Annotated in this window: 16 protein-coding genes, 1 tRNA gene and 1 other RNA gene; 12 read left to right on the top strand and 6 right to left on the bottom strand. The window is 61.5% G+C overall.

Going from position 1 to position 19,189, the window contains the following annotated elements:
* The first annotated feature begins 8 nt into the window (after window positions 1–8).
* Genes HMPREF3147_RS02565 through HMPREF3147_RS02555 form a run of 3 tightly spaced genes read left to right on the top strand, consistent with a single transcriptional unit; the run spans window position 9 to window position 2,469 of the window.
* A complete protein-coding gene (locus HMPREF3147_RS02565; protein ID WP_070444256.1) occupies window positions 9–968 on the top strand; it encodes a hypothetical protein in 960 nt (319 codons plus the stop codon).
* Entirely contained in the window at window positions 968–1,978 is a 1,011-nt protein-coding gene (locus HMPREF3147_RS02560; protein ID WP_010188426.1) for a TRAFAC clade GTPase domain-containing protein, read from the top strand. Before HMPREF3147_RS02565 ends, HMPREF3147_RS02560 begins: the two co-directional genes overlap by 1 nt.
* A complete protein-coding gene (locus HMPREF3147_RS02555; protein ID WP_010188427.1) occupies window positions 1,975–2,469 on the top strand; it encodes a hypothetical protein in 495 nt (164 codons plus the stop codon). Before HMPREF3147_RS02560 ends, HMPREF3147_RS02555 begins: the two co-directional genes overlap by 4 nt.
* A gap of 28 nt (window positions 2,470–2,497) precedes the next feature.
* Here HMPREF3147_RS02555 and HMPREF3147_RS02550 read toward each other — a convergent pair whose 3' ends face one another.
* On the bottom strand, window positions 2,498–3,838 hold the full coding sequence (locus HMPREF3147_RS02550; RefSeq protein WP_070444254.1) for a hypothetical protein: 1,341 nt from the start codon (window positions 3,836–3,838) through the stop codon (window positions 2,498–2,500).
* Window positions 3,839–3,896: 58 nt separating this feature from the next.
* On the opposite strand from HMPREF3147_RS02550, the gene gluQRS reads away from it, so the two are divergent.
* Window positions 3,897–4,838, top strand: coding sequence for a tRNA glutamyl-Q(34) synthetase GluQRS (gluQRS, locus tag HMPREF3147_RS02545; RefSeq protein ID WP_070444252.1), 942 nt, complete (start codon window positions 3,897–3,899; stop codon window positions 4,836–4,838).
* Between the two features lie 11 nt (window positions 4,839–4,849).
* A complete protein-coding gene (locus HMPREF3147_RS02540) occupies window positions 4,850–5,185 on the top strand; it encodes a hypothetical protein (RefSeq protein WP_070444250.1) in 336 nt (111 codons plus the stop codon).
* Window positions 5,186–5,420: 235 nt separating this feature from the next.
* Here HMPREF3147_RS02540 and HMPREF3147_RS02535 read toward each other — a convergent pair.
* A tRNA-Ser gene (locus HMPREF3147_RS02535) sits at window positions 5,421–5,509 on the bottom strand.
* A gap of 166 nt (window positions 5,510–5,675) precedes the next feature.
* Here HMPREF3147_RS02535 and ffs point away from each other — a divergent pair.
* From ffs to HMPREF3147_RS13120, 7 genes are all read left to right on the top strand, one after another.
* An RNA gene (ffs, locus tag HMPREF3147_RS02530) (signal recognition particle sRNA small type) lies at window positions 5,676–5,774 on the top strand.
* Window positions 5,775–5,855: 81 nt separating this feature from the next.
* Window positions 5,856–7,127: an aspartate aminotransferase type Ic gene (locus HMPREF3147_RS02525; protein WP_010190010.1), complete on the top strand. Its 1,272-nt coding sequence runs from the start codon at window positions 5,856–5,858 to the stop codon at window positions 7,125–7,127.
* Complete coding sequence (locus tag HMPREF3147_RS02520; RefSeq protein WP_246815703.1) at window positions 7,075–7,689, top strand: suppressor of fused domain protein; 615 nt, start codon at window positions 7,075–7,077, stop codon at window positions 7,687–7,689. Before HMPREF3147_RS02525 ends, HMPREF3147_RS02520 begins: the two co-directional genes overlap by 53 nt.
* 32 nt (window positions 7,690–7,721) lie before the next feature.
* Window positions 7,722–10,337: a DNA polymerase III subunit gamma and tau gene (locus HMPREF3147_RS02515; RefSeq protein ID WP_083276413.1), complete on the top strand. Its 2,616-nt coding sequence runs from the start codon at window positions 7,722–7,724 to the stop codon at window positions 10,335–10,337.
* 57 nt (window positions 10,338–10,394) lie between these two features.
* Complete coding sequence (locus tag HMPREF3147_RS02510) at window positions 10,395–10,775, top strand: YbaB/EbfC family nucleoid-associated protein (RefSeq protein ID WP_010190004.1); 381 nt, start codon at window positions 10,395–10,397, stop codon at window positions 10,773–10,775.
* 114 nt (window positions 10,776–10,889) lie between these two features.
* Window positions 10,890–11,546, top strand: coding sequence for a recombination mediator RecR (recR, locus tag HMPREF3147_RS02505; protein WP_010190001.1), 657 nt, complete (start codon window positions 10,890–10,892; stop codon window positions 11,544–11,546).
* Between the two features lie 482 nt (window positions 11,547–12,028).
* A complete protein-coding gene (locus HMPREF3147_RS13120; protein WP_371325732.1) occupies window positions 12,029–12,403 on the top strand; it encodes a DUF6973 domain-containing protein in 375 nt (124 codons plus the stop codon).
* An 878-nt stretch (window positions 12,404–13,281) separates the two neighbouring features.
* On the opposite strand, the gene HMPREF3147_RS02500 is transcribed toward HMPREF3147_RS13120, so the two are convergent.
* From HMPREF3147_RS02500 to HMPREF3147_RS02485, 4 genes are all read right to left on the bottom strand, one after another.
* Window positions 13,282–14,061 (bottom strand): type 1 glutamine amidotransferase, encoded by a 780-nt coding sequence (locus HMPREF3147_RS02500; protein ID WP_070444246.1) that lies wholly within the window; start codon window positions 14,059–14,061, stop codon window positions 13,282–13,284.
* Window positions 14,054–15,343 carry a Mur ligase family protein gene (locus HMPREF3147_RS02495; RefSeq protein ID WP_070444244.1) on the bottom strand — a complete coding sequence of 430 codons (1,290 nt, stop codon included), beginning with the start codon at window positions 15,341–15,343 and terminating at the stop codon, window positions 14,054–14,056. Before HMPREF3147_RS02495 ends, HMPREF3147_RS02500 begins: the two co-directional genes overlap by 8 nt.
* Window positions 15,344–15,367: 24 nt before the next feature.
* Window positions 15,368–16,918 (bottom strand): DNA polymerase III subunit epsilon, encoded by a 1,551-nt coding sequence (locus HMPREF3147_RS02490; RefSeq protein ID WP_070444242.1) that lies wholly within the window; start codon window positions 16,916–16,918, stop codon window positions 15,368–15,370.
* A gap of 104 nt (window positions 16,919–17,022) precedes the next feature.
* Entirely contained in the window at window positions 17,023–18,882 is a 1,860-nt protein-coding gene (locus tag HMPREF3147_RS02485) for a hypothetical protein (protein ID WP_070444240.1), read from the bottom strand.
* Window positions 18,883–19,189: the final 307 nt, after the last annotated feature.

The following is a 19,189-nucleotide window of genomic DNA, read 5'->3' as shown; positions in this document are numbered from 1 at the left end:
TAAGCGTCATGGCTAAATACACACTGCGGGACGGAGAGTCCCGCCGCATCGGCTCAGACGGCATCCTGCGCGTCGAAGCCTTCGAGATGGGAACCGGCGGCGCCTCCATGGAGCTGGCGATTTTGGGAGAAGGCGTTGATGCCGTGCGCGTCCACGACCTCTCCATCATGGTGCACTCCCTGCCCGAGCGCGCCACCATCGTCGTGCGCCCGAAGCGGAATGGGACCTTCGGCCTGCGCAGCGAGGTCCGCCTGACGGTGAGCAACTCGAGTGATTCGGTGACGTTCCCGCGCGTGCTTATCGACGCCGCCGAGGACTCCGCCGAACGCCTCGCCGAGGTCACCCCGGAATCCGGCAGCTACCACTTAGAAGCATTCGGCACGACCGAAGGCGCCGGAATCACCGATTCCGCCCGCGAGGTGCGCTCCAAGATGCGTCGCGCGGAGCTGGATGTCGCAGGCCTTGATAATGTCACCGTGGTCGTCGATGGTTCCGCCTCCATGCAGATCAATGTCACACCGAAGATCGTCGAGGCGACCGCCAAATATATCGATGCGCTCTCGGATGCCTTCCGGCACTTCCGCGCCACTGATGGGCAGGACAGCATCGAGACCCATAAGGTGGATGAGCTGACCCGTTTCATCGCGGACGTCATTGATAGTGGAGCGGAGCGTGTAGGTCAGCGGCCGTGGCGCTTGCCGACTTTCACCTCCACGTCCTCGCTGGTCATCTACGTCACCGATTCTCCCGTGACTTCCATGCTGGAAACCCAGGTGCCCACCGTCGTGCTCATCACGAGCGCTATCGGACGCCAGGAGCTGGAGCTCGCGCGAATCAACGGAACCCCGGCTCATGTGGCGTACGCGGTGATCGACGGGGACGTCGTCAAGCAGCTCGAATCCGGCGCGAACACGGAGCTTTCGGAATTGACTGACCGCGTCACTGCCATGCTGAAAGAGAGGAACTAATGAGCCAGGCACGTTGCCCGTGGACCTTTAAACCGCTCGAGGATGGTGTGACGGTAAGCCCATACACCAACCGGGAGCTGCCGCAGGGATGGACCGACGCCGTGACACATTGCGTGGCCATGGCCGGCGCGCGTAACTCCGGTAAGTCGCTCTACACCGCGGTGATGATCAAGCAGCTCAAGCAGCTGGCGCACAAGCACAACCGCTCCGTCCAAGCGGCGGATGAATCCACGCGCGAGCGCTACGCCGAGGTTTATGAGAAGCCGCTCTTTGAGGAGATGCGTGCCATGGACCCCACGCCAAGTGCGGTGGCTACCGACGCCTACCAGCGCGACCCACTGATTTTTGAGCTCGGTAAGTGGCCTGATGAACAGGGACACGAGCGCATGAATTACTTGGTCTTCCGCGACGTGGCGGGCGAAGACTTGGAGAACCCGCCAGAGAACGAAGCCGACCGCGAGAACCTCGCTTTCTTCTCCCACGCGGATTTAGTGATTTTCCTCTTTGACCCGCTGCGTGTGCAGCAAATTCAGGACTTTATCCACGGTCTGATTCCCAATATTGGTGAGCTCGGTGCGGATTCCCTGCGGGTTCTGGACAACCTGCTGGCGCTGCTCGATACGGATACCCCGCCGCCACTGGCCGTGACCATCTCGAAGTTCGACACGGTGCAGAAACTTGAGCAGGTGGATGACGTGCGTTGGAAGAAACTCATGGCCAACCGCGGCTCCGCTTTCCGCCGGGATACCGGGTGGAACTTCCGCGATTCGGACCGCTGGATGGTCCACCTTGAAGCCGAATCGCTGTTGCGCTTCTTGGGTGCTAATGACCTCATCAACAAGATCTATTCGGCAGCTCCGCGCGGCGGTAGCTTCTTCGTGGTCTCCGCGTTGGGTGAGGCCCCGACGGGCCGCCAGCTAGCCCGCAGCGGCATTGCGCCCTACCGCGTTCTGGATCCCATTCGTTGGTTGCTGAGCCAACGCGGCGTCTTTGCGCAGGATGTGTCATGACTTTCGGTAGCCCACAACCCCCAGGAACCCCGCCGACAGGCTCGCCTGCCGCGCCCGCACCGGACTATCGCTACGGTGCAGTCACCGATTCTGTCCGTCAGACCCGCCGTGCCGCCGATATGAAGGCGCAATGGGCACCGTGGCCGTTGAAGATTGCAGCGGTACTGGAGGTCTTCATCACGAGCTACGCGGTATACAACATCTGCCGGCTCATCGCCTTTGAAAACAGCCCGGCGGCGGTAAGCCGCACGGACCAGCTCTCCACTGAGCTCGGCGTGTTACTTGCCGTACTGGTTCTCTTGGTGTGTGCCCTCACCACCTATGTGCTGCACGCGCAGCAGTCCGCGCGGATTGCGCTGACCGTTATCAGCGCCATCGTGGTGCTGCTCATTCCGGCGAGTTCGGTCATGCCCGCGTCCATCGCATCGGCGGTGGTCATTGTGCTGCTGTGGCTGCCTGCGAACCGGCAGTGGTTCGGCGGCCAAGCGTGACAAGCCTAGGCCCCGTGCACCGCGGGGCTTAGGCCTTCTTGCGCAGCTCCTCGAGAGCGCGCACATTATTGGCCTTGGCAAAGAGGTTGAACGCAAGGTGGTACATCTTGCGCGCGCGGTCTGTTGCGTCGGCGGAAGAGTAGCGATCACCTAAAAGTTCGGCGACCTCCGCCATGGCGTTTTGCTCCGACGGCGTCGTGGCTTCGGCGACAGAATGCCGGTCCAAGAAATCGAGCAAAACCTGGGTGGATTTAAACATGTCCTGCGCCTGCAAGCGGAGGCTTTCGGAATACAGGACGGTCCACTTGGCGGATACGGGAAGGCTCTGGAGCTTGAGCGAATCCACGTAGCGCGAGGCCAAGATGTCATAGGCCTCCTCTGGATCGCTGTGGCGAACATCGAGGGCCACGGTCTTGAGCAAAGCATGGAGCTCGCCATCGAGGTCTCCGCAGCGTTGGAACTCGCGGGCAGCAGCGGCAAAGCAGGCCACGCGCTGCTCTAAGTCTGAAGAAGAGTGCTGTGCAGCATCGCTATAGAAGCGGGCTAGCATCACTGCGGGAAGCTGCTGGTACTCCTCGTCCGCCCGTGCGTTGGAGAGGATGGTGAAAGATTGCGTAGCCACGCGCTCGCAGTCGGCGGCAGAATTAGATGCCCACAGCGCGCCCACGGCGGACTCGAGGATGGTGCGGAGGATGTCACCCATCGTGGCCCCTGCGCCGTCGAAATCTCCTCCAGTGACGGCGTCGTTGATAGCCACGAATTCAGCAGCGTGTCCTTTCACTGCACTCGCTTCACCGCTCTTGGCAGATTCTAGGCGCTCTTGGAGCACGGCCAGTGATACATTGCTGTCGGTGCTTGAGGTGTTGCTGGCGGAGCCGGAGGACACCTCCGCGCTGGTGGGGGCGGATTCAGAGAAGTCTTTTTGGCTGGCCACGGTGCGCGCTGCGGCAATTTCATTCAACGCCGTGTCGTCGCCAGCTGCAGCGGCCTTGGCTGCGAATTTCTCTGCCGCTTCAGTGTTGTTGTTATCCAGCCATGCGCGGGCCACGCGGGTATAGCCGGTAGCCACGAGCGCAGGCTGTCCGGTCAGCGCGCCCAGTGAGGCAATGGTGAGAGAATCGTCGATGTTCTCGATGGTGCCGGCAGCCACGTGAAGGGTTTCGCGGGCTTCTAGGTACTGGGCGGCGGGGACGGCGTCCTCCACGCTGCCCAAGAACCTGTCATCTGCGAGTACTCGGTTGATCTGCTCATCAATGTGGGCGGATTCATCGGTGGGGAGAGAAACCCCCGGCGCCTGGGCCCGCGCGAAGGCGAGCATCTTCTCGGCGTCGGCAGAATCAAGCAGGGGATACGTCGCATCAGAAGCCATGGGGGAGATTCTAGTAGAGGACCCCGACGCGCGCGGGACTCCTCGTAGACTGGTTGCCATGGATTTTCTCAGCCCCGCTGGGCGCTATGCCCCGAGCCCGTCCGGAGATCTGCATCTGGGTAACCTGCGCACGGCGTTGCTGGCTTGGCTCTACGCCCGAAGCAGTGGGCGCCGCTTCCTTGTTCGCGTAGAAGACATTGACACGCAGCGCTCCTCCCGGGAGTCGGCACAACGCCAGTTGGAGGACCTTGCCGCGCTCGGCCTGGACTGGGACGGAGAAGTCATCTACCAGCAGGATCGCTATGCGGCTTATGAGGCGGCGCTGGCGCAGCTTCCTACCTTTGAGTGTTACTGCTCGCGCAAAGATATCCAGGAAGCTTCCCGTGCGCCGCATACTATTCCTGGGCAGTATCCGGGAACGTGCCGCGATCTCAGTGACGCCGAGCGCAAGGCCAAACGCGCCGAGCTCGCCGCCCAGAACCGCGTGCCCGCCATACGCTTGCGTGCTGACGTCTCCTCCTTCACCATCCATGACGCCTTCGCCGGCGAGTACACCGGGGAGGTGGATGACTTCATCTTGCGCCGTGGCGGCCAGCCCCCGGCGGATCCGAGCCAGGGTATGGACTGGGCCTATAACTTGGCGGTTGTCGTTGACGATGCCTTCCAAGGTGTCGATCAGATCGTGCGCGGCGATGACTTGCTGTCTTCCGCCCCGCGTCAGGCCTACCTGGCGCACAAGCTGGGCTATCCGGAGCCGGAGTTCGTTCATGTCCCGCTCGTGCTGAATTCGGACAACGTCCGCCTGTCCAAGCGCGATGGGGCAGTAACTCTCCGCCAGTTACTCGCGGAGCCAGGGCGGGAGATGGGCGATGTGCTTCGCCTACTCGCCCGCTCGCTGGGATATGACACCGAAGGGATTAACACCGCCGCGGACCTCCTCGAACGCTTTATCCCCGATAAGCTTTCACGGGAGCCCTTTGTCTGGGATGGAACGGTGTAGAACGGAGCAGCATGGAAGCCTTTGAGTACGCCCATCTGGAAGACGGTCTGGACTACCTCTATGACTTCTTCGAAGAGGACTTGGAGGAGCGCGTGCGCGCCGGGCGTGAGCTGCTGCCGGCGGGCATGGAAGACATCCTGGGGGATAGCACACTGGATGACTACGTGTGGCTCTGGATCAAAGAACCGGGGCCCAACGGTTTCCGCCAGTACCTGCGCGATGGCGGCTATGGCGAGGCCGAGGTGAAAGAGGCCTTCCTGCTTGCCCGCACCGAGTGGGGCATGAACACCCCGCCACACGTGGAGTGGCTCAAGGAAGACGGCTACGAGGCTCCCGAGTTCGATTAACAGCGTTTGGGTTGGATTGCACGGCTGGCAGACGGGCTGCAAAGAAACCAAAGTACTGACACCTTATGCGAAGAATCACATGTAATCACCTGGGGTTTTCCGTTTGGGGTCCCGCAAATGGTTCCCCTACTTTGGTTCCTTTGCCCGGGCGGCTTAAGGGTTAAGGGTCTGCAGTGCTAAATGCGAGAAATCCCGGACCTCTTAGCGTGATGCTGTGAAGCCCGGGATTTCCCAGTGGCGGAGGATAGGGGATTTGAACCCCTGAGGGATGTGACTCCCGCACGCGTTCCAGGCGTGTGACATAGGCCGCTAGTCGAATCCTCCGCTGAGAAACATTACATGAGCCCCCTAATGAAGCAAAATCGCCAGGTCAGCGCGAAGAACTTGAGGGTTTAGGGGCGCGAGGTAAGAAGTGCGCTTGGAAGCGGAGCGGGAGCCGGGCGGTGGGGGAGCGGTTTGGCGTCGACAAGCAAGGCACGCTAGGCTAGACCGCAGGATTCCGCGTGGCGTCCATCCTCTGAACTCCCCCAGGGCAGGAATGCAGCAAGGGTCAGGAGGCTCTGGCGGGTGCGCGGGGTCCCCTTTTATTTTGTGTGCTTTAACACGGGGGATGTAACGGGGCGTTAGTATGGTTGCCATATGTCCGCACTACGTCCCGGAAGGAAGACGGATGTCTCTTCTTAATCTTGAAAAGTCCGAGCTTACTGAGCTTGCCGCGCAGGTACGCAAGGACTACGAGGCCCTCAAGGCTGAGGGTTTGGAACTTGACTTGACCCGAGGAAAGCCGTCTAAGGCTCAGCTTGATCTGTCCAATGATCTGCTCGTCCTGCCGGGCCGCGGCCACTACACCGATGCCGCAGGCAATGACCTGCGCAACTACGGTAACCAGAAGGGCATCAAGGAGCTGCGTGAACTGTGGGGCAAGCTCACCAACATGGATCCGGAGCTCCTCATCGCGGCGGATTCTTCCTCCCTGAACATCATGTATGACCTCATCCTGTGGGCCTACACCTTCGGCACCAACAGCTCTGAGAAGCCGTGGTCTAAAGAAGAGACCATCAAGTGGATCTGCCCCACCCCGGGATATGACCGCCACTTCGCCATCACGGAATCCTTCGGCTTCGAGCTGATTTCGGTGCCGATGGAAGAAGACGGCCCGGACATCGAAGCGGTAGAAGAGCTGGCCAAGGACCCGCAGGTCAAGGGCATGTGGGTAGTGCCGATGTTCTCCAACCCTTCGGGCGCTGTCATCTCTGAAGAGAAGACTCGCCGCCTTGCAGCGATGGAGACCGGTGCACCGGACTTCCGCATCGTGTGGGATAACGCTTATGCCGTGCACACGCTGACCGAGGACTTCCCGGAGGTTCTGCCGATTCTGGAGATTGCAGAGCAGGAAGGTAACCCGGACCGCTTCTGGGCTATGTCCTCGTCGTCGAAGATCACCTTCGCTGGCTCCGGCGTGAGCTTCTTCGGATCCTCCGCGGACAACCTGAAGTGGTACCTGGAACATGCCGGAATCCGCGGCATTGGCCCGAACAAGATTAACCAGCTGGCACACTACGAGTTCTTTGGGTCCGCCGAGGGCGTGCGTGCGGTTATGCGCCGCCACGCTGCGCTGCTGGCGCCGAAGTTCGAAGCGGTTCTGCGCATCCTGGATAAGAACCTCACCCATCACGAAATCGCTGATTGGACCCACCCGGAGGGTGGCTACTTCATCTCCCTGAACGTGCTGGAGGGCACCGCGACCCGCGTGTGGGAGCTGGCCCGCGATGCCGGCATTCTCCTGACCAAGGCTGGCTCGGCCTTCCCCTACGGCAAGGACGAGAAGGACCACAACATTCGCTTGGCCCCGTCCCTGCCGCCGCAGGAAGAGGTTGAGGCAGCAATGGATGGCGTGGCCACCTGTGTGCTGCTCGCCGCACTGGAGAAGCTGGGGGCATAAGGCAATCAACTCTGACGAGACGGCCTACTGGCTCGACCAGATTATTCCCGCTGAACTGGCGTTTAAGAATGTCGAGGGGCAGCGCTTGGGCTTAGCTTCGCTGGAGGGTGAGCAGTCCCTTGCGGTCACTTGTGGCTTCGCCGACGTCGATACCGGCTTGGCGCACGCCGAGCAGGGGATCGATGTGCGCTGCGAGCTCCTCACCGTCGCCCGCACCAACCAGGCTGAAGCGGCTGCTGCAGTGAGTGCGGCAGCGGCATTGCTCACAGAGTCAGCAGGCTTGCTGCCCGCGCAGCCGGGTTTGCTCCTGCCCAAACTTTTTGCTGAAGGGGACGAGCGCTTCGCCCACGTGAGCGTGCGTCATGGCATGCTCATCGCTCCGTACCTGTGGGGTGGCCAGACCCCGCAGGTGGCGGAGGAGGACCGCCTGACACTGGTCTGCCAACTGCTGATGCTGAGCGACGCCGAGTACGCCTACGCCGTCGAGGAAGGCGTGCCGGCGCTGCAGCAGGCGGTGGCGGAGCAAGGCATCGATCTACTGGATTGGCAGCGCTCGGAGTGACGTGTCGGGGCGAGACGCTAGACTGACTAACCGTGGCTCTTTACCGGAAATATCGTCCAGCAACGTTCGCGGAAGTGGTAGGCCAAGAGCAGGTCACCACGCCGTTGTCCGCCGCCCTTGATGCGGGGCGCATTAACCATGCCTACCTCTTTTCCGGCCCGCGTGGCTGCGGAAAGACGTCGTCTGCGCGCATCATGGCCCGCTCGCTGAACTGCGAACAGGGCCCCACCTCTACGCCGTGCGGGGTGTGCGATTCCTGCGTCTCGCTGGCCCCTGGCGGCCCGGGCAACCTCGATGTCACGGAGCTCGACGCCGCCTCCCACAACGGTGTGGAGGATATGCGCGAGTTGCGTGATCGCGCCTACTACGCGCCGGCAGAGTCGCGCTACCGCATCTTCATCATCGATGAGGCTCACATGATTTCTGCCTCCGGTGCGAATGCCTTGCTCAAGGTTGTCGAGGAACCACCGGAGCACGTCATCTTCATCTTCGCCACGACGGAGCCGGAGAAGATCATCGGCACCATCCGTTCGCGTACCCACCACTACCCCTTCCGCCTGCTGACCCCGCCGGCGATGAAGGGGCTGCTGGAGCGCACCGTGGCCTCGGAGAACGTCCACGTGGATGACACCGTGTACCCCATGGTCATCCAGGCCGGCGGCGGGTCACCGCGTGACACGTTATCCATCTTGGACCAGCTGTTGGCGGGCGCGGGGCCCGATGGCTTGACCTACGATGTGGCCCGTCCGCTTCTGGGTGTCACGGACGAGGGCTTGCTGGATAACACGATTGAGGCTCTGGCTAGCCAGGATAAAGCGGGGCTTTTCCGGCTTGTCGACGATGTCATTGAAGCCGGCCACGATCCCCGTCGTTTTGCTATTGACCTCTTGGATCGTTTGCGGGATTTGATGATCTTGCAGGCCGTGCCATCCGCGTTGGAGGAAGGTTTGGTCTCGGCTCCGACTGACCGCGGGGAAGTACTGACTGCCCAGGCGCAGCGCTTCTCTGGCCCGCAGCTGGCCTACCTGGCGGAAACCGTCAACGAGCGCGTGTCCTCCCTGCGGGGAGCGACGTCCCCACGGCTACTTCTAGAAATTTTGTGTGCGCACCTCATCGTTGGTGCCGCCCCCGCAGCGGCAGCGGCCGGTCAGCTACCCACCGCTGCCCCGCAAGGTGCGGGAGCGCAGCCTTCGGCACCCGCAGGGCAGCCCACCGCGCCTGCACAGCGCCAGCAATCTGTGGTCGCCAGCGCCCAGGATCCCGCGGCCGCCGCTGCGGCGATCATCGCGCAGCGCCGCAGCCGTCAAGCAGCAAAGCAAGAGGCCCAGCAACAGCAACCACTGCAGCAACCGCAGCAGGCCGACAAGGCTCAGGAAGCAGTCCAGCAGGTGCAGCAGACCCCTGCCCCCGAGGACTCGCAGCCCCAAGTACCAGAGCGTCCTGCACAGCCGGAGGCGCAGCCTGAGCCTCAGCCAGAGCAGCCAGAGCAGCCTAAACAGCGCCAAGAGCCGCCGGAGCGCCAGCAACAGGAACAGCACGAACAGCAGCAACAGGAGCAGACGGAACGACAAGAACAGGCTCAAGAACAGCATCCTGAGCCTGAGCAGCCGCACGACCCAGCCGCGGAGATTCGCGGGCGGTGGTCGGACCTGCGCGCCACCATTGGCCGTCGCAACAAGGTCGCTGAAATCATGCTTGCCGAAGCCCGTGTCCTCGGCGTGCGTGATGACACCCTGGTTCTTGGGCACACCACCGGTGCGCTGGCGGAACGCATCAATTCTCCAGGCACCAACGAGGTCATCGTGACCGTCCTTCAGGAGGAGCTCAACCGCACCCTGAAGGTCACGTGTGTCATCGGCACCGACCCGAAGGCCCACGGGTTCACGGTGACTGAGCCAGTTCAACGTACCCAGTGGAACCCCAACCAACCGCCACGTGAGGCCGCCGAGCCCGACGAGGAGGCAGAGAGTCCGGAGACTCAGGACAACGCTACTGATTCGCACTCTTCCGAAACTGCGCCAGCTTCCGCAGCCGCAACAGAATCTGATGAGGTCGACAAGACCAGCGAGCCCGAGGCGAAGGAACGCGGCGACGCTAGCGATGACCCGTGGGGCGCGCCGCGTCGGATCGGGCAGCAGGGGCCGTCGTCTGAAATGACGGCGGATCAGCCCCAGCCTCAGCACGGTGCGCGCGAGGAGGCAGGCACGCGACCGGAGACTGCCCCGCGCGGGGCAGCAGTGCCCCCAAAGAGGGAGGCCCGTGGCAGCCAATGGCGATCACGCATCGCGCAAGCGAGCCAAGTAGCAGCCCAGCGGGATGAAGAGTTTTCCAAGGTTCCCAAGTTCGGCAACGGCGTTCCGCTGCCGCCGGAGCCGGGCCCGGACGAGGGTGAGTTCGAAGCACCACCGGAGAACTACGGTCCGCCGACAGGGATGGGTGGGGCGCCGGAAAGCGCAGGCCAAGCACCTGTCCCGCCGCAACAGTCTGCGCCTCAACAAGCTCCCGCCCCGCAGCCGGAATACACCCGCGCGGATGAGGAACGCGAGATGATGGAGGCCGCGCAGAACGCCGGCGAGATGGACCACCGCAATGCCACGGAAGTCGCGATGGAGCTCCTCGCACAGGAGTTGGGAGCGCGGCGGCTCTAGCGTGGCATCTGTACACTTGGCCCGTAGTGAAAATAACCGTGTGAAAGGATTTTTAGCATGACTGAGAACGACCCGATGCAGCAGGCAAATGACATGAACGAGATCCTGGCGCAGGCCGCCCGCGTCCAGGCTGAGCTGGAGAAGGCTCAGAAGGAAATCCTGGCCGCCACCGTTGAGGGTAGCGCTGGCAATGGCCTGGTGAAGGTCACCATGACCGGTGGCGCTGAGCTGCAGAGCGTTTCCATTGATAAGTCCGTGGTCGACCCGGAGGATATCGATACCCTGCAGGACCTCATCGTTGGCGCCTTCAAGGAGGCTCACGCTGCTGCTGGCCGCCTGGCCCAGGAGAAGATTGGCCCGCTGTCCCAGGGCATGGGGCAGTCCCAGCAGAACTACGATGGTCCGTCCATCCAGGATGTCTTCGGCGGCAACCAGTAAGTCGCGCGTTAGACTTAAAGGCCGTGATTGCTCTCTTTGTGGAGAGCAGTGCGGCCTTTTGTTGTGTCTCCAGCCGCTAGGGCTTAGGGGATTGTTGAGTGAGGGGAGCATTGCGTGTTTGAAGGACCTCTGCAGGATCTCATCGATGAGTTCTCGCGCCTGCCGGGTATTGGCCCGAAGTCAGCGCAACGCATCGCCTTCCACGTGTTGCATCAGGATCCAGAGGAGATTGATCGCCTCCAGAAGGCGCTGGGGGCAGTGCGTGATGGTGTGACTTTCTGCCGCATCTGCTGCAATATTTCGCGCGAGGAAGTCTGCCGCATCTGTATCAATTCGCAGCGCGATGCTTCCACCATCTGCGTGGTGGAAGAGCCCAAGGACATTCAGGTTATCGAGCGCACCGGCGAATATGACGGCCGCTATCACGTGCTCGGCGGCGCACTCGATCCGTTGGCGAACGTGGGCCCGAAGGACCTCAACATCTCGCAACTACTCCAGCGCCTCGGCGGCGTGCTACCGGACCGAGAGCTGGCGGACTCCACCCCGGAGGAGCCGCTTTACGACGACTCCCCGGACATCACCGAGGTCATCCTCGCCACCGATCCCAACACCGAGGGCGAGGCCACCGCAGCTTATCTTGTGCGTCTGCTACGAGACTTCCCGGGACTGAAAATCACGCGCCTAGCTTCCGGCATGCCGCTGGGCGGCGACCTTGAGTTCGTCGATGAGCTGACGCTTTCGCGTGCGTTGAGCGGCCGCCTAACGGTTTAAACCGGCGCTTCAGAAAATAGAGAATTAACCGTTGAACTTTTTCGCCAGAGCTTCCATATCGGTAGGACTCATGGGGATTTCGGGTTTGGAAAAACAACTGCGGTAGCTGCCAAGATGATTCGCATAAACGTCCCGACCTGTTCCTGCGGCACGAATCTTGCTGTGGGGACTACTCGCATGGGCTAGTCGGTTTCCGAAATACTTGATTGCCCAGTCGAAATCCTTGAAATCTGGGTCATATTTGTAGGCTGAAATCCTTCCAAGTAGGGCAAAGATCCAATCTGCGCACTGAACTGTTTGGTAAAGATGGCTTTCTACTTCGAGCCGACCCGTACGGTTACTTCGCATCCCTGTCAGCTAATGAACAACGCGCAATCATTGCTGCAGTTGAACGTGCCAGGGTCACTGACATCAATCCTCAGGTAGCGCCTTTTGCGACCGCCCAGTCGGACCCCTACCGGATATATATCCAGGGCCTTGAAATGCTGTCCTGCATCGCGCTGGTCGATGTAGTATCATGCGGCATCGCCAATCAGGCAGCCACAACCGCGAGTATGGAAGCGCAGAACCGGTTTCCTGGCGCCACATCACTCCACAATGGAAAGGGCGATGTTTTTCGGCACTGCTCGTGGAATGCCCTGATGACGATGAGAATCGGTGCAGATGCAGCTGAACGCATTGCTACTAACCACGAAACTGTCGCTCAGGGGCCAGCGGATGAGACCAGCATGGACCTGTATAACAATGCCCAAGGTCGATTTCTTGGATTTGCTTTCGCAAGTAGTGGCGACGAAGCTTCTGCTCTGAACCAGTGCGCCCTCTGGGCTAGCATTGGACTGCTATCTCCACTTTCCTAGGATAGGCACGAGAAGGGGTTTATGTTAATGAGACGCATGATGGCGCGGATAGGGTTCACTAGTATTGTCTCCCTATTACTCTCCTCTTGTAGTTTTGATGACCCATTGGCTTCTCATCTCGCGTCCCTAGGACGATCGGGACATGCAATGCCCGTTACTGAGTCCATCACACTGGAGGAACTCTACGGACCAGAGTGGACTGAGTTTTCGCTCGTGTGCCCATACACTCCGTATCAAACAGTCAAAGAAACACTTATGGCTGATGATCCCCCTGTTCCAGAACACGGCTTCTCCGATCACGAAAACTTCCTCTTTCTTAGAGGAAAGGGCGACAGCGAACAATGGGTGAGGTTCTCTCGACAGGCTCTCGATCTGTGTTCTCCATCAAGTCCGTCTTCTTTTAATCATGGAGTCAACGACAGTTGCTCTCACTTTTTCTCTGGATAATCCGGGTAGTGCTTGGATTCTAACCGGCTTGAACAAGTAGTCATATGGGCTCGCTGCTCCTGGGCAGTATCGGGAATACTCAGATTGGGGTCAGCGTGCACGCCCAGGCGATCATCGTCGCGGCCTTGAACGAGCAGTAGGATCGTCTTGATGGTGGCCAGCAACGGAGCATCGTGAACGCTCTGGACGCGTCTACCGCTGCGACTGAAGAGGCCGAAAAGTGGGCGAGGGATCGCCTTCGCCCTGCCGAATAACCCCGGCTAATCCACCCGCGAGGTTGACAAACTATATAGGAACACCCCCTGGATACGCGAAAGCTCGTGTGAACAACACGAGCTTCGGAAGTGGAGCACCTTAGTGCGTCCGTTGCCTACGGTACCGTGTGCCGAAGGTTGTGGTCAATCGGTTCAGTTAGTTACTTCTATTGATATCTAGCGCTGCGAGCGCGGCGGCTCCGAGGCGTTAAAACGCTCGGTGCGCAGCTGGTCAATGGCGGGGATGTTCAAGGGCTCAAGTTCGCTGAGCGCGACTCCCATGGCCTTGGCCAGCAGCAGATCCGCCAGCTGCGGGTTGCGCGCCAAGACGGGGCCGTGCATGTAGGTGGCGATAACGCTGCCCTGTACCGCGCCCTCGGCACCGCGCTGGACGGCCCTGTCGGAGAGGTCCAGAATGGCGGCGGTATCCGCATTGCCGGTTCCGCGCGTGAGCGTTCCCAGCGGTTGGGCGGCAGGCCCCAGGATGGTTGCACCCATGTGGTTCTCAAAACCGGTGAGCGGCTCGGTGAGCTCAGCGGTGATTCCGGCCTTGGTCGGTTCCGTGGCTACCTCACCGATAGCGCGCTCGGTCATGGAGGCGGTGGTGGCGTCGATGAGCCCCACACCATCCACCACGCGGCCGGACGCACGGAAGGACTCGCCGAGTACCTGTAGGCCTGCGCAAATCGCCAGAATCGGGCGCTTCGCGGCCGCCGCGCGGGTCAGGCCGCCATCGGCGATGAGGTGCTCCGCGGCGAGAATCTGCGCGGTGTCCTCGCCGCCGCCAAGGGTGTAGACGTCGAGAGAATCCGGCACCGGCTCACCTAGCTTGATGGGCACGATCTCAGCCTCGTGGCCGCGCATGCGGGCGCGCTGGCGCAGGACCAAGGCGTTGCCGTCATCGCCGTAGGTACCCAGGATGTCAGGGAGGATGAGGCCAATCTGCAGGCTAGTCATTCGAGTGCTCCTTTGCTGCTGCGGCGGTAAGTGCCTTCTTCAGATCACGGAAGGCGGTGTAGTTGGCCAAGACCTCGATGCGGCCCTCCGGGCAGGATTGAATAGCGGCGAGTGGGTCTGCGATGAGCTCGTGCGAGATATCCGCATAGACCAAACGCACTGCGAGGTCGGTGCCGCGCTCACCCGCTGCCTTGACGGGAATACCTTCGAAGTCCTCAAAGCGAACGTCCCATAGCCAGGACATATCAATACCGTCGGCGACGTGGCCATTGGCGGCGATGACCAAGCCATCTGCCTCTCGGTCCACCATGGACAGCGCTTCTTGCCAGCCGGCCGGGTTCTTGGCCAGGAGGAGGCGAATCGTGCGCTTGCCCAGCGTGATGGTGGAGTAGCGTCCGGCCACATCATCGACGCCTTCCGCAGCGGCAATGGCCTTGTGGCGGTCCACGCCGAAAGTTTCGACCGCGGCGGCGACGGCTTGGGCAGCATTGCCGCGGTTCGCGCGGCCTGGGAGGGAAAGGCGCAGCTTATCGACGCCCTTTGGGCTCACCAGCCCGTCCTCCGTCACTGCCCAGGTGGGGGTGGGGCGGCGGAATTCGCGGCCGTCGGCAAGCGGCTTGACCGCGTGCCAGTCCTCGCCCTCGCGCACGATGTGGCCCCCAGTGCGCGGGCAAGTGACGGATTCACCCATCCAGCCGGCACCCGCGGAAACCCAAATGACATTCTTCGCGTCATAGGCCACGGAGGTCATGAGGACGTCATCGCAGTTGGCGATGACGAGCATGTCCGGGTGGGCCTCGACGGCGCCGCGCAAGGCGCGCTCAATCTTGTTGATCTCCCCCACGCGGTCCAGCTGGTCGCGGGAAAGGTTCAGCAGCACCAGCGCGGTGGGGTTGAGATTATCCGCGACGTGGGGAACGTGAAGCTCGTCTACCTCAAGGACTAGATGGCTTGCATCTTTGCCGGCCAAGAGTGCGGAGATGATTCCCGCATCCATGTTGTCGCCACCATCGTTGGTGGCCACGGTGTGTTCGGCGCGCACTGCGGCGGCCAGCATGCGCGTGGTCGTGGACTTGCCGTTGGTTCCGGTGACCAGGATAGCCGGGCGCTGCTTGGCCAAGTTCTGCATGATGGTGGGGTCGATGGCATTGGCGATGAGTCCGCCAATCATGCCGCCCGCGCCGCGGCCCGTGGCGCGCGAGGCGGTGGTGGCCAGCGCCGCAGCGGTGGTAGCAACCGCAGTGCGCGCGGAAGAAAACGCGCTTCGGAAGTTAAAATTCATGTTCCCCAGAGTAGTCGGGGGACCTTAGCTATCGGTGTTGTGTGAGCGGTTGTGTCCCGAGTTTTGCTGCTTCTGGTGGTTGCCACTACCGCGGCGGCCACGTCCACCGCGCCGGCGACGGCGGCGACCTTTATTGCCGCCCCTGTTCCGGTTGTTCGAGTCGGAGTCCGACTGGGCGCGCTTGTCACTCGCAGATCCGTCGGACGAAGAGCCCTGGTGCTTCTTCTGCGCGTGTTCCTGCTTGGCAGAGTGCTGAGTACCGGAGGACTTGCGGCGCGAGCGGCGGCGGTTCTTGTTCGTGGAACGATTGCGGTTGGATTGTCCGCTGCTGTGGCGTCCGCCCGAGCTACCCGTTGACTTAGACCCGGATTCTTCCTCTGGCTCCGTGGGTTCCTCGATGCGCTCGAGAGCGGCAAGGAAGGCAACGTCGGACATCAGGGGGATGTCCTTGCGGTGAGCGTGCATGGGCTTGCCCACGAGGTTGGTGGTGATGTTGCAGACCACCAGGGACGTTTCTCGGGTGAGCTTTTCCGAGTAGTTGAGCTCCTCGCGGGCTAGGGCGGCGATGATGGTATCGGGGTCCTCGGTGATTTCCGGGGCTACAACGATCTCCATGCCGCGGATGAGCTCTTTGCCGGGCACATACGCGCCGGGGTTGTGGTGCTGGCGGGGCGCTTCAGCAGCGTCGACGCGGACGTGGGAACGCTGCAGCCCAAAACGGTCCGCTCGCAGATCATCCGGTGCTGCACTGCTCAGTGGGCCTGAAGCTTGCGCGCGATAAAGATCCACAAGCAGGCGGGTTGCTTCGCGGGAGGTCTCCTTCTCCGGCTTCTGCGCACGTTCGACGCTGGCCGTGGGGTCAGGCGCCGGAAGGCCGGTATCGCGAGCAACTGCTGCCAGACGAATATCGGTGCCCCACACGCTTTGGCGACGAGCCGTGGCGAGGGTATCCACGATCGCCACTGGGGTGGGAACGTGTCCCACCTTGAATCGGCGGCGCCGGCCCTTGCCGCGGTTGCGATTGCGCGCGCGGTTTTGGCGGGCGGCGGCGGTCATTGCGCGGCGTGCCTCTGAGACCATGAAACCCCAGGTGTAGGGGGCGTCGTGGACGATGAGCGTGCGGCCATCGATGAGCCGGTCCAGTGGTTTGAGGAGCATGGAAAAGGACTGTCCTGCCTGGACTTCCTCAGCACTGAGACCGTGCAGGTGTTTAGGGCCTGGGTCCTCGCCCGGATTGATGACGGCGTGGAACTCTTGGCCGATTTCGCCTTCGGCGTTGAGGGTTAGCGCATCCACAGTGAGCAGTCTGCCGGTGGAAGGGTGGATGCCGGTGGTTTGGATGGTCAGCGCCACGAAGGGGAAAGCTGCGAGGGCTTCCTCGCGGGCGGTGGCCTTGTCCTTGTTGTCGTCCTTGTGCGGCTGGGCCGTTTGTTGCTCATTCCCGGTCTGCTTTTGGGCAGCCTGGTGCGGGCGTGGTCCCGGCTTCGGGGCGTTGGTGTTCGATGACGCCGCGGCCGGCGTCCCTGCTGCGCCAGGCTGCGCTGCAGGCTTGGTGGGGCCGGGTGTCGTAGTCATTGTTCACAGTTTAGTACCCAACTGCGAGGAAGCTGGAAAGGGCACACGTGAAGCGGTGCGAACCACCTAAATGGAAGTAAGGGTGGCGCTACGCGCTGAGGTGACTAACCGAATTCGATGATGATGACCCAGCCGTCGCGGTCAGGCGTTGGTTCTGGAGTCGGTTCAGGCGTTGGCTCTGGAGTTGGGTCCGGTGTGCGGCTTGGTTCAGGAGTGCGCTCTGTGCTCGGCTTTGGCTTGGGCTTCTCGCTGGGCTCAGGGGTGAGCTCTGGCTCGGGCGTCGGCTCCGACGTGGGTGTTTCGCTGGGCTCAGGCGCGGACTCAGTGGTCGGCTCAGACGTTGACGTTTCGCTCGGCTCGGGAGAGGGCTCGGTGGTTGGCTCTGACGTGAGGGAATCGCTGGGCTCGGAAGTTATCGGCGCAGCCGTGGTCGACGGAGCTGGTTCAGACGTACGTGGGGTAGCCGTCGGAGTGGTGTTCGGAGCCGCCGAAGTTGGGGTCGCCTTCTGAGTTGGCGTGGAGCTAGGTTCGCTCGTGTGCGTAGAAGGAGTGTTCTTCTCCGGCTCTTCGGGCTGATTCTCTGCTTCCGGCGTTGCGGGCACTTCGTGGCTGCTGCGAGGGGAAGGAGTCACTTCCTCAGGCGCAGCCAGCTCTGCATGTTGAGTGGGCTCTGCTGGTTCAGTTGGCTCACGCTGCACGGTCAACTCAGTTGGCTCTGCCGGTTCAGACAGTTCCGTTGGTTCTGCCGAGGCGGAGAAAGCAGTGTTCTCGATGGCGCGGGATGTGGTCGCAAGACTGTGATGCTCAGGGCGGTGAATCCCTGCGGCGGTGCCTTCGGTCTCCTCTTCTGCCCAGGCGGAAGGTTCGCTGTCAGCTTCTGCATCATTGGCCGGGCTCGGAGCCGGCAGCGACGTGGTATAGCCCTCCAGAACCGAGTCGGTGACATGGTCATGGGCGGGATGCATTGCGCGCACTGAGGAGACAAAGCTAGCGGTGCCGCCGACGAGTACAGCGACACTTGCTGCGCAGGCTAGCTTGAGCCCGGTGCCAGCGACAGCGATCTGGGTTCCAGTCGTCGCGGCAGCCCCAACTGAATTCAGGGAGAGGGCTTGTGCACCCTTTGTAACAGCGGAACCAGTGGTCTGTGCCGCACCCGCTGCCTTGGAGCTGCCGATAGGTGCGATTGTTGCGTGTGCCTTGGCGGTACTTGCCGCCGTCGCGGCAGCCGCCCCCGCGGCAGCGGCGATGACGCCTGCGGTTTTCACCGCAAAACTGGTGTTTGGTGTTCCATCTTCGGTGTAGAGAGTTAACGTTGGGGCTTCGGCATCTGGGGTGAAGTAGGCGCGAGCAATTGCGATGAGACCCTCGTGTTTGAATCCCGTGATGGTATCGCTCAACTGCGAGGCTTGATCGCGCGGAATGGTGGCGACGAGTTCGTCATCTAGGTGAACCTCGATGGCACGGCGGAAAAAGTGCCGGCGGTTGGACAAGCGCACGAGGAGATGGGCGGGGTGCTTCGGCAAAGAGTGCGTGGTCGCCGAAAAATCAGTGATATGCAGTGCGCGGTCACCGTTGAGCATGCCCCAGCGCTGGGCTGGGGGGATATTGAAGGGAACGCACAGGCCTGGTTCGGGGAGGAGAACCTCAAACACCGGGATGGATTCCTCTGCCGCATCTTCGCGGAGCGCGATCTCTGCGGTGGCCTGAGGAGTTAATCCCGCACCGATGATCGAGTCCAGCTCTGCATAAGCGGCAGACTGGGAGGCGGGAATGACGCCGACGATTTCCCCTCCATGCCGGACACGGAAGCCGGAGCTGGAGTGCCCACACAAGGTAACGGGGAGATGGCTATTTTCTGCTGAAGAGAACAGCTGTAAGAACATCTCTGGGTTGACGGCGTCAACCGTAAGGCGGCGGGGTTCACCAAAACCACGGTGGGGGACCACGTAGTTGGTGACCGTCATACTATTCGCCTTCGTTACTCGTACCGTGCCGAATTCGCTAGGTGTGAAACCGTGCGCAGTAGGGAATGTCGTAGCGTGGACTTAAATCCATTTAACCGCACAAGATGCTCAAATTGTTCTTGTGAAAAATTATCTTTGTTGATTATATAACTCGCCGTGGTGGGCTACAACAGCGCATATCCAGCACAGCGTTGCAAGGGGAAACATTAGCAAAAGAGATTGTGCTGGGGATTATACGCAAAGGAGGAGGTCGGGTGATGAGGCCGAGCTCCTCCTTCTTCTTCTTCTGCTGCTGCTTCTTCCGGCT

The organism is Corynebacterium sp. HMSC05D03, assembly GCF_001807205.1.
GTDB lineage: Bacteria > Actinomycetota > Actinomycetes > Mycobacteriales > Mycobacteriaceae > Corynebacterium > Corynebacterium aurimucosum.
The sequence above is the reverse complement of the archived record's forward strand: the minus strand, read 5'-3'. Positions and strand labels throughout refer to the sequence as shown.

Bases quoted from the DNA above. Each gene is read 5' to 3' on its own strand.
- HMPREF3147_RS02490 (WP_070444242.1), bottom strand. From the start codon at position 16,918: ATGACTACGACACCCGGCCCCACCAAGCCTGCAGCGCAGCCTGGCGCA.
- HMPREF3147_RS02495 (WP_070444244.1), bottom strand. From the start codon at position 15,343: ATGAATTTTAACTTCCGAAGCGCGTTTTCTTCCGCGCGCACTGCGGTT.
- HMPREF3147_RS02555 (WP_010188427.1), top strand. From the start codon at position 1,975: ATGACTTTCGGTAGCCCACAACCCCCAGGAACCCCGCCGACAGGCTCG.
- HMPREF3147_RS02540 (WP_070444250.1), top strand. From the start codon at position 4,850: ATGGAAGCCTTTGAGTACGCCCATCTGGAAGACGGTCTGGACTACCTC.
- HMPREF3147_RS02510 (WP_010190004.1), top strand. From the start codon at position 10,395: ATGACTGAGAACGACCCGATGCAGCAGGCAAATGACATGAACGAGATC.
- HMPREF3147_RS02500 (WP_070444246.1), bottom strand. From the start codon at position 14,061: ATGACTAGCCTGCAGATTGGCCTCATCCTCCCTGACATCCTGGGTACC.
- gluQRS (WP_070444252.1), top strand. From the start codon at position 3,897: ATGGATTTTCTCAGCCCCGCTGGGCGCTATGCCCCGAGCCCGTCCGGA.
- HMPREF3147_RS02565 (WP_070444256.1), top strand. From the start codon at position 9: ATGGCTAAATACACACTGCGGGACGGAGAGTCCCGCCGCATCGGCTCA.
- HMPREF3147_RS13120 (WP_371325732.1), top strand. From the start codon at position 12,029: ATGCTGTCCTGCATCGCGCTGGTCGATGTAGTATCATGCGGCATCGCC.
- HMPREF3147_RS02560 (WP_010188426.1), top strand. From the start codon at position 968: ATGAGCCAGGCACGTTGCCCGTGGACCTTTAAACCGCTCGAGGATGGT.
- HMPREF3147_RS02550 (WP_070444254.1), bottom strand. From the start codon at position 3,838: ATGGCTTCTGATGCGACGTATCCCCTGCTTGATTCTGCCGACGCCGAG.
- HMPREF3147_RS02520 (WP_246815703.1), top strand. From the start codon at position 7,075: ATGGCGTGGCCACCTGTGTGCTGCTCGCCGCACTGGAGAAGCTGGGGG.
- HMPREF3147_RS02525 (WP_010190010.1), top strand. From the start codon at position 5,856: ATGTCTCTTCTTAATCTTGAAAAGTCCGAGCTTACTGAGCTTGCCGCG.
- HMPREF3147_RS02485 (WP_070444240.1), bottom strand. From the start codon at position 18,882: ATGACGGTCACCAACTACGTGGTCCCCCACCGTGGTTTTGGTGAACCC.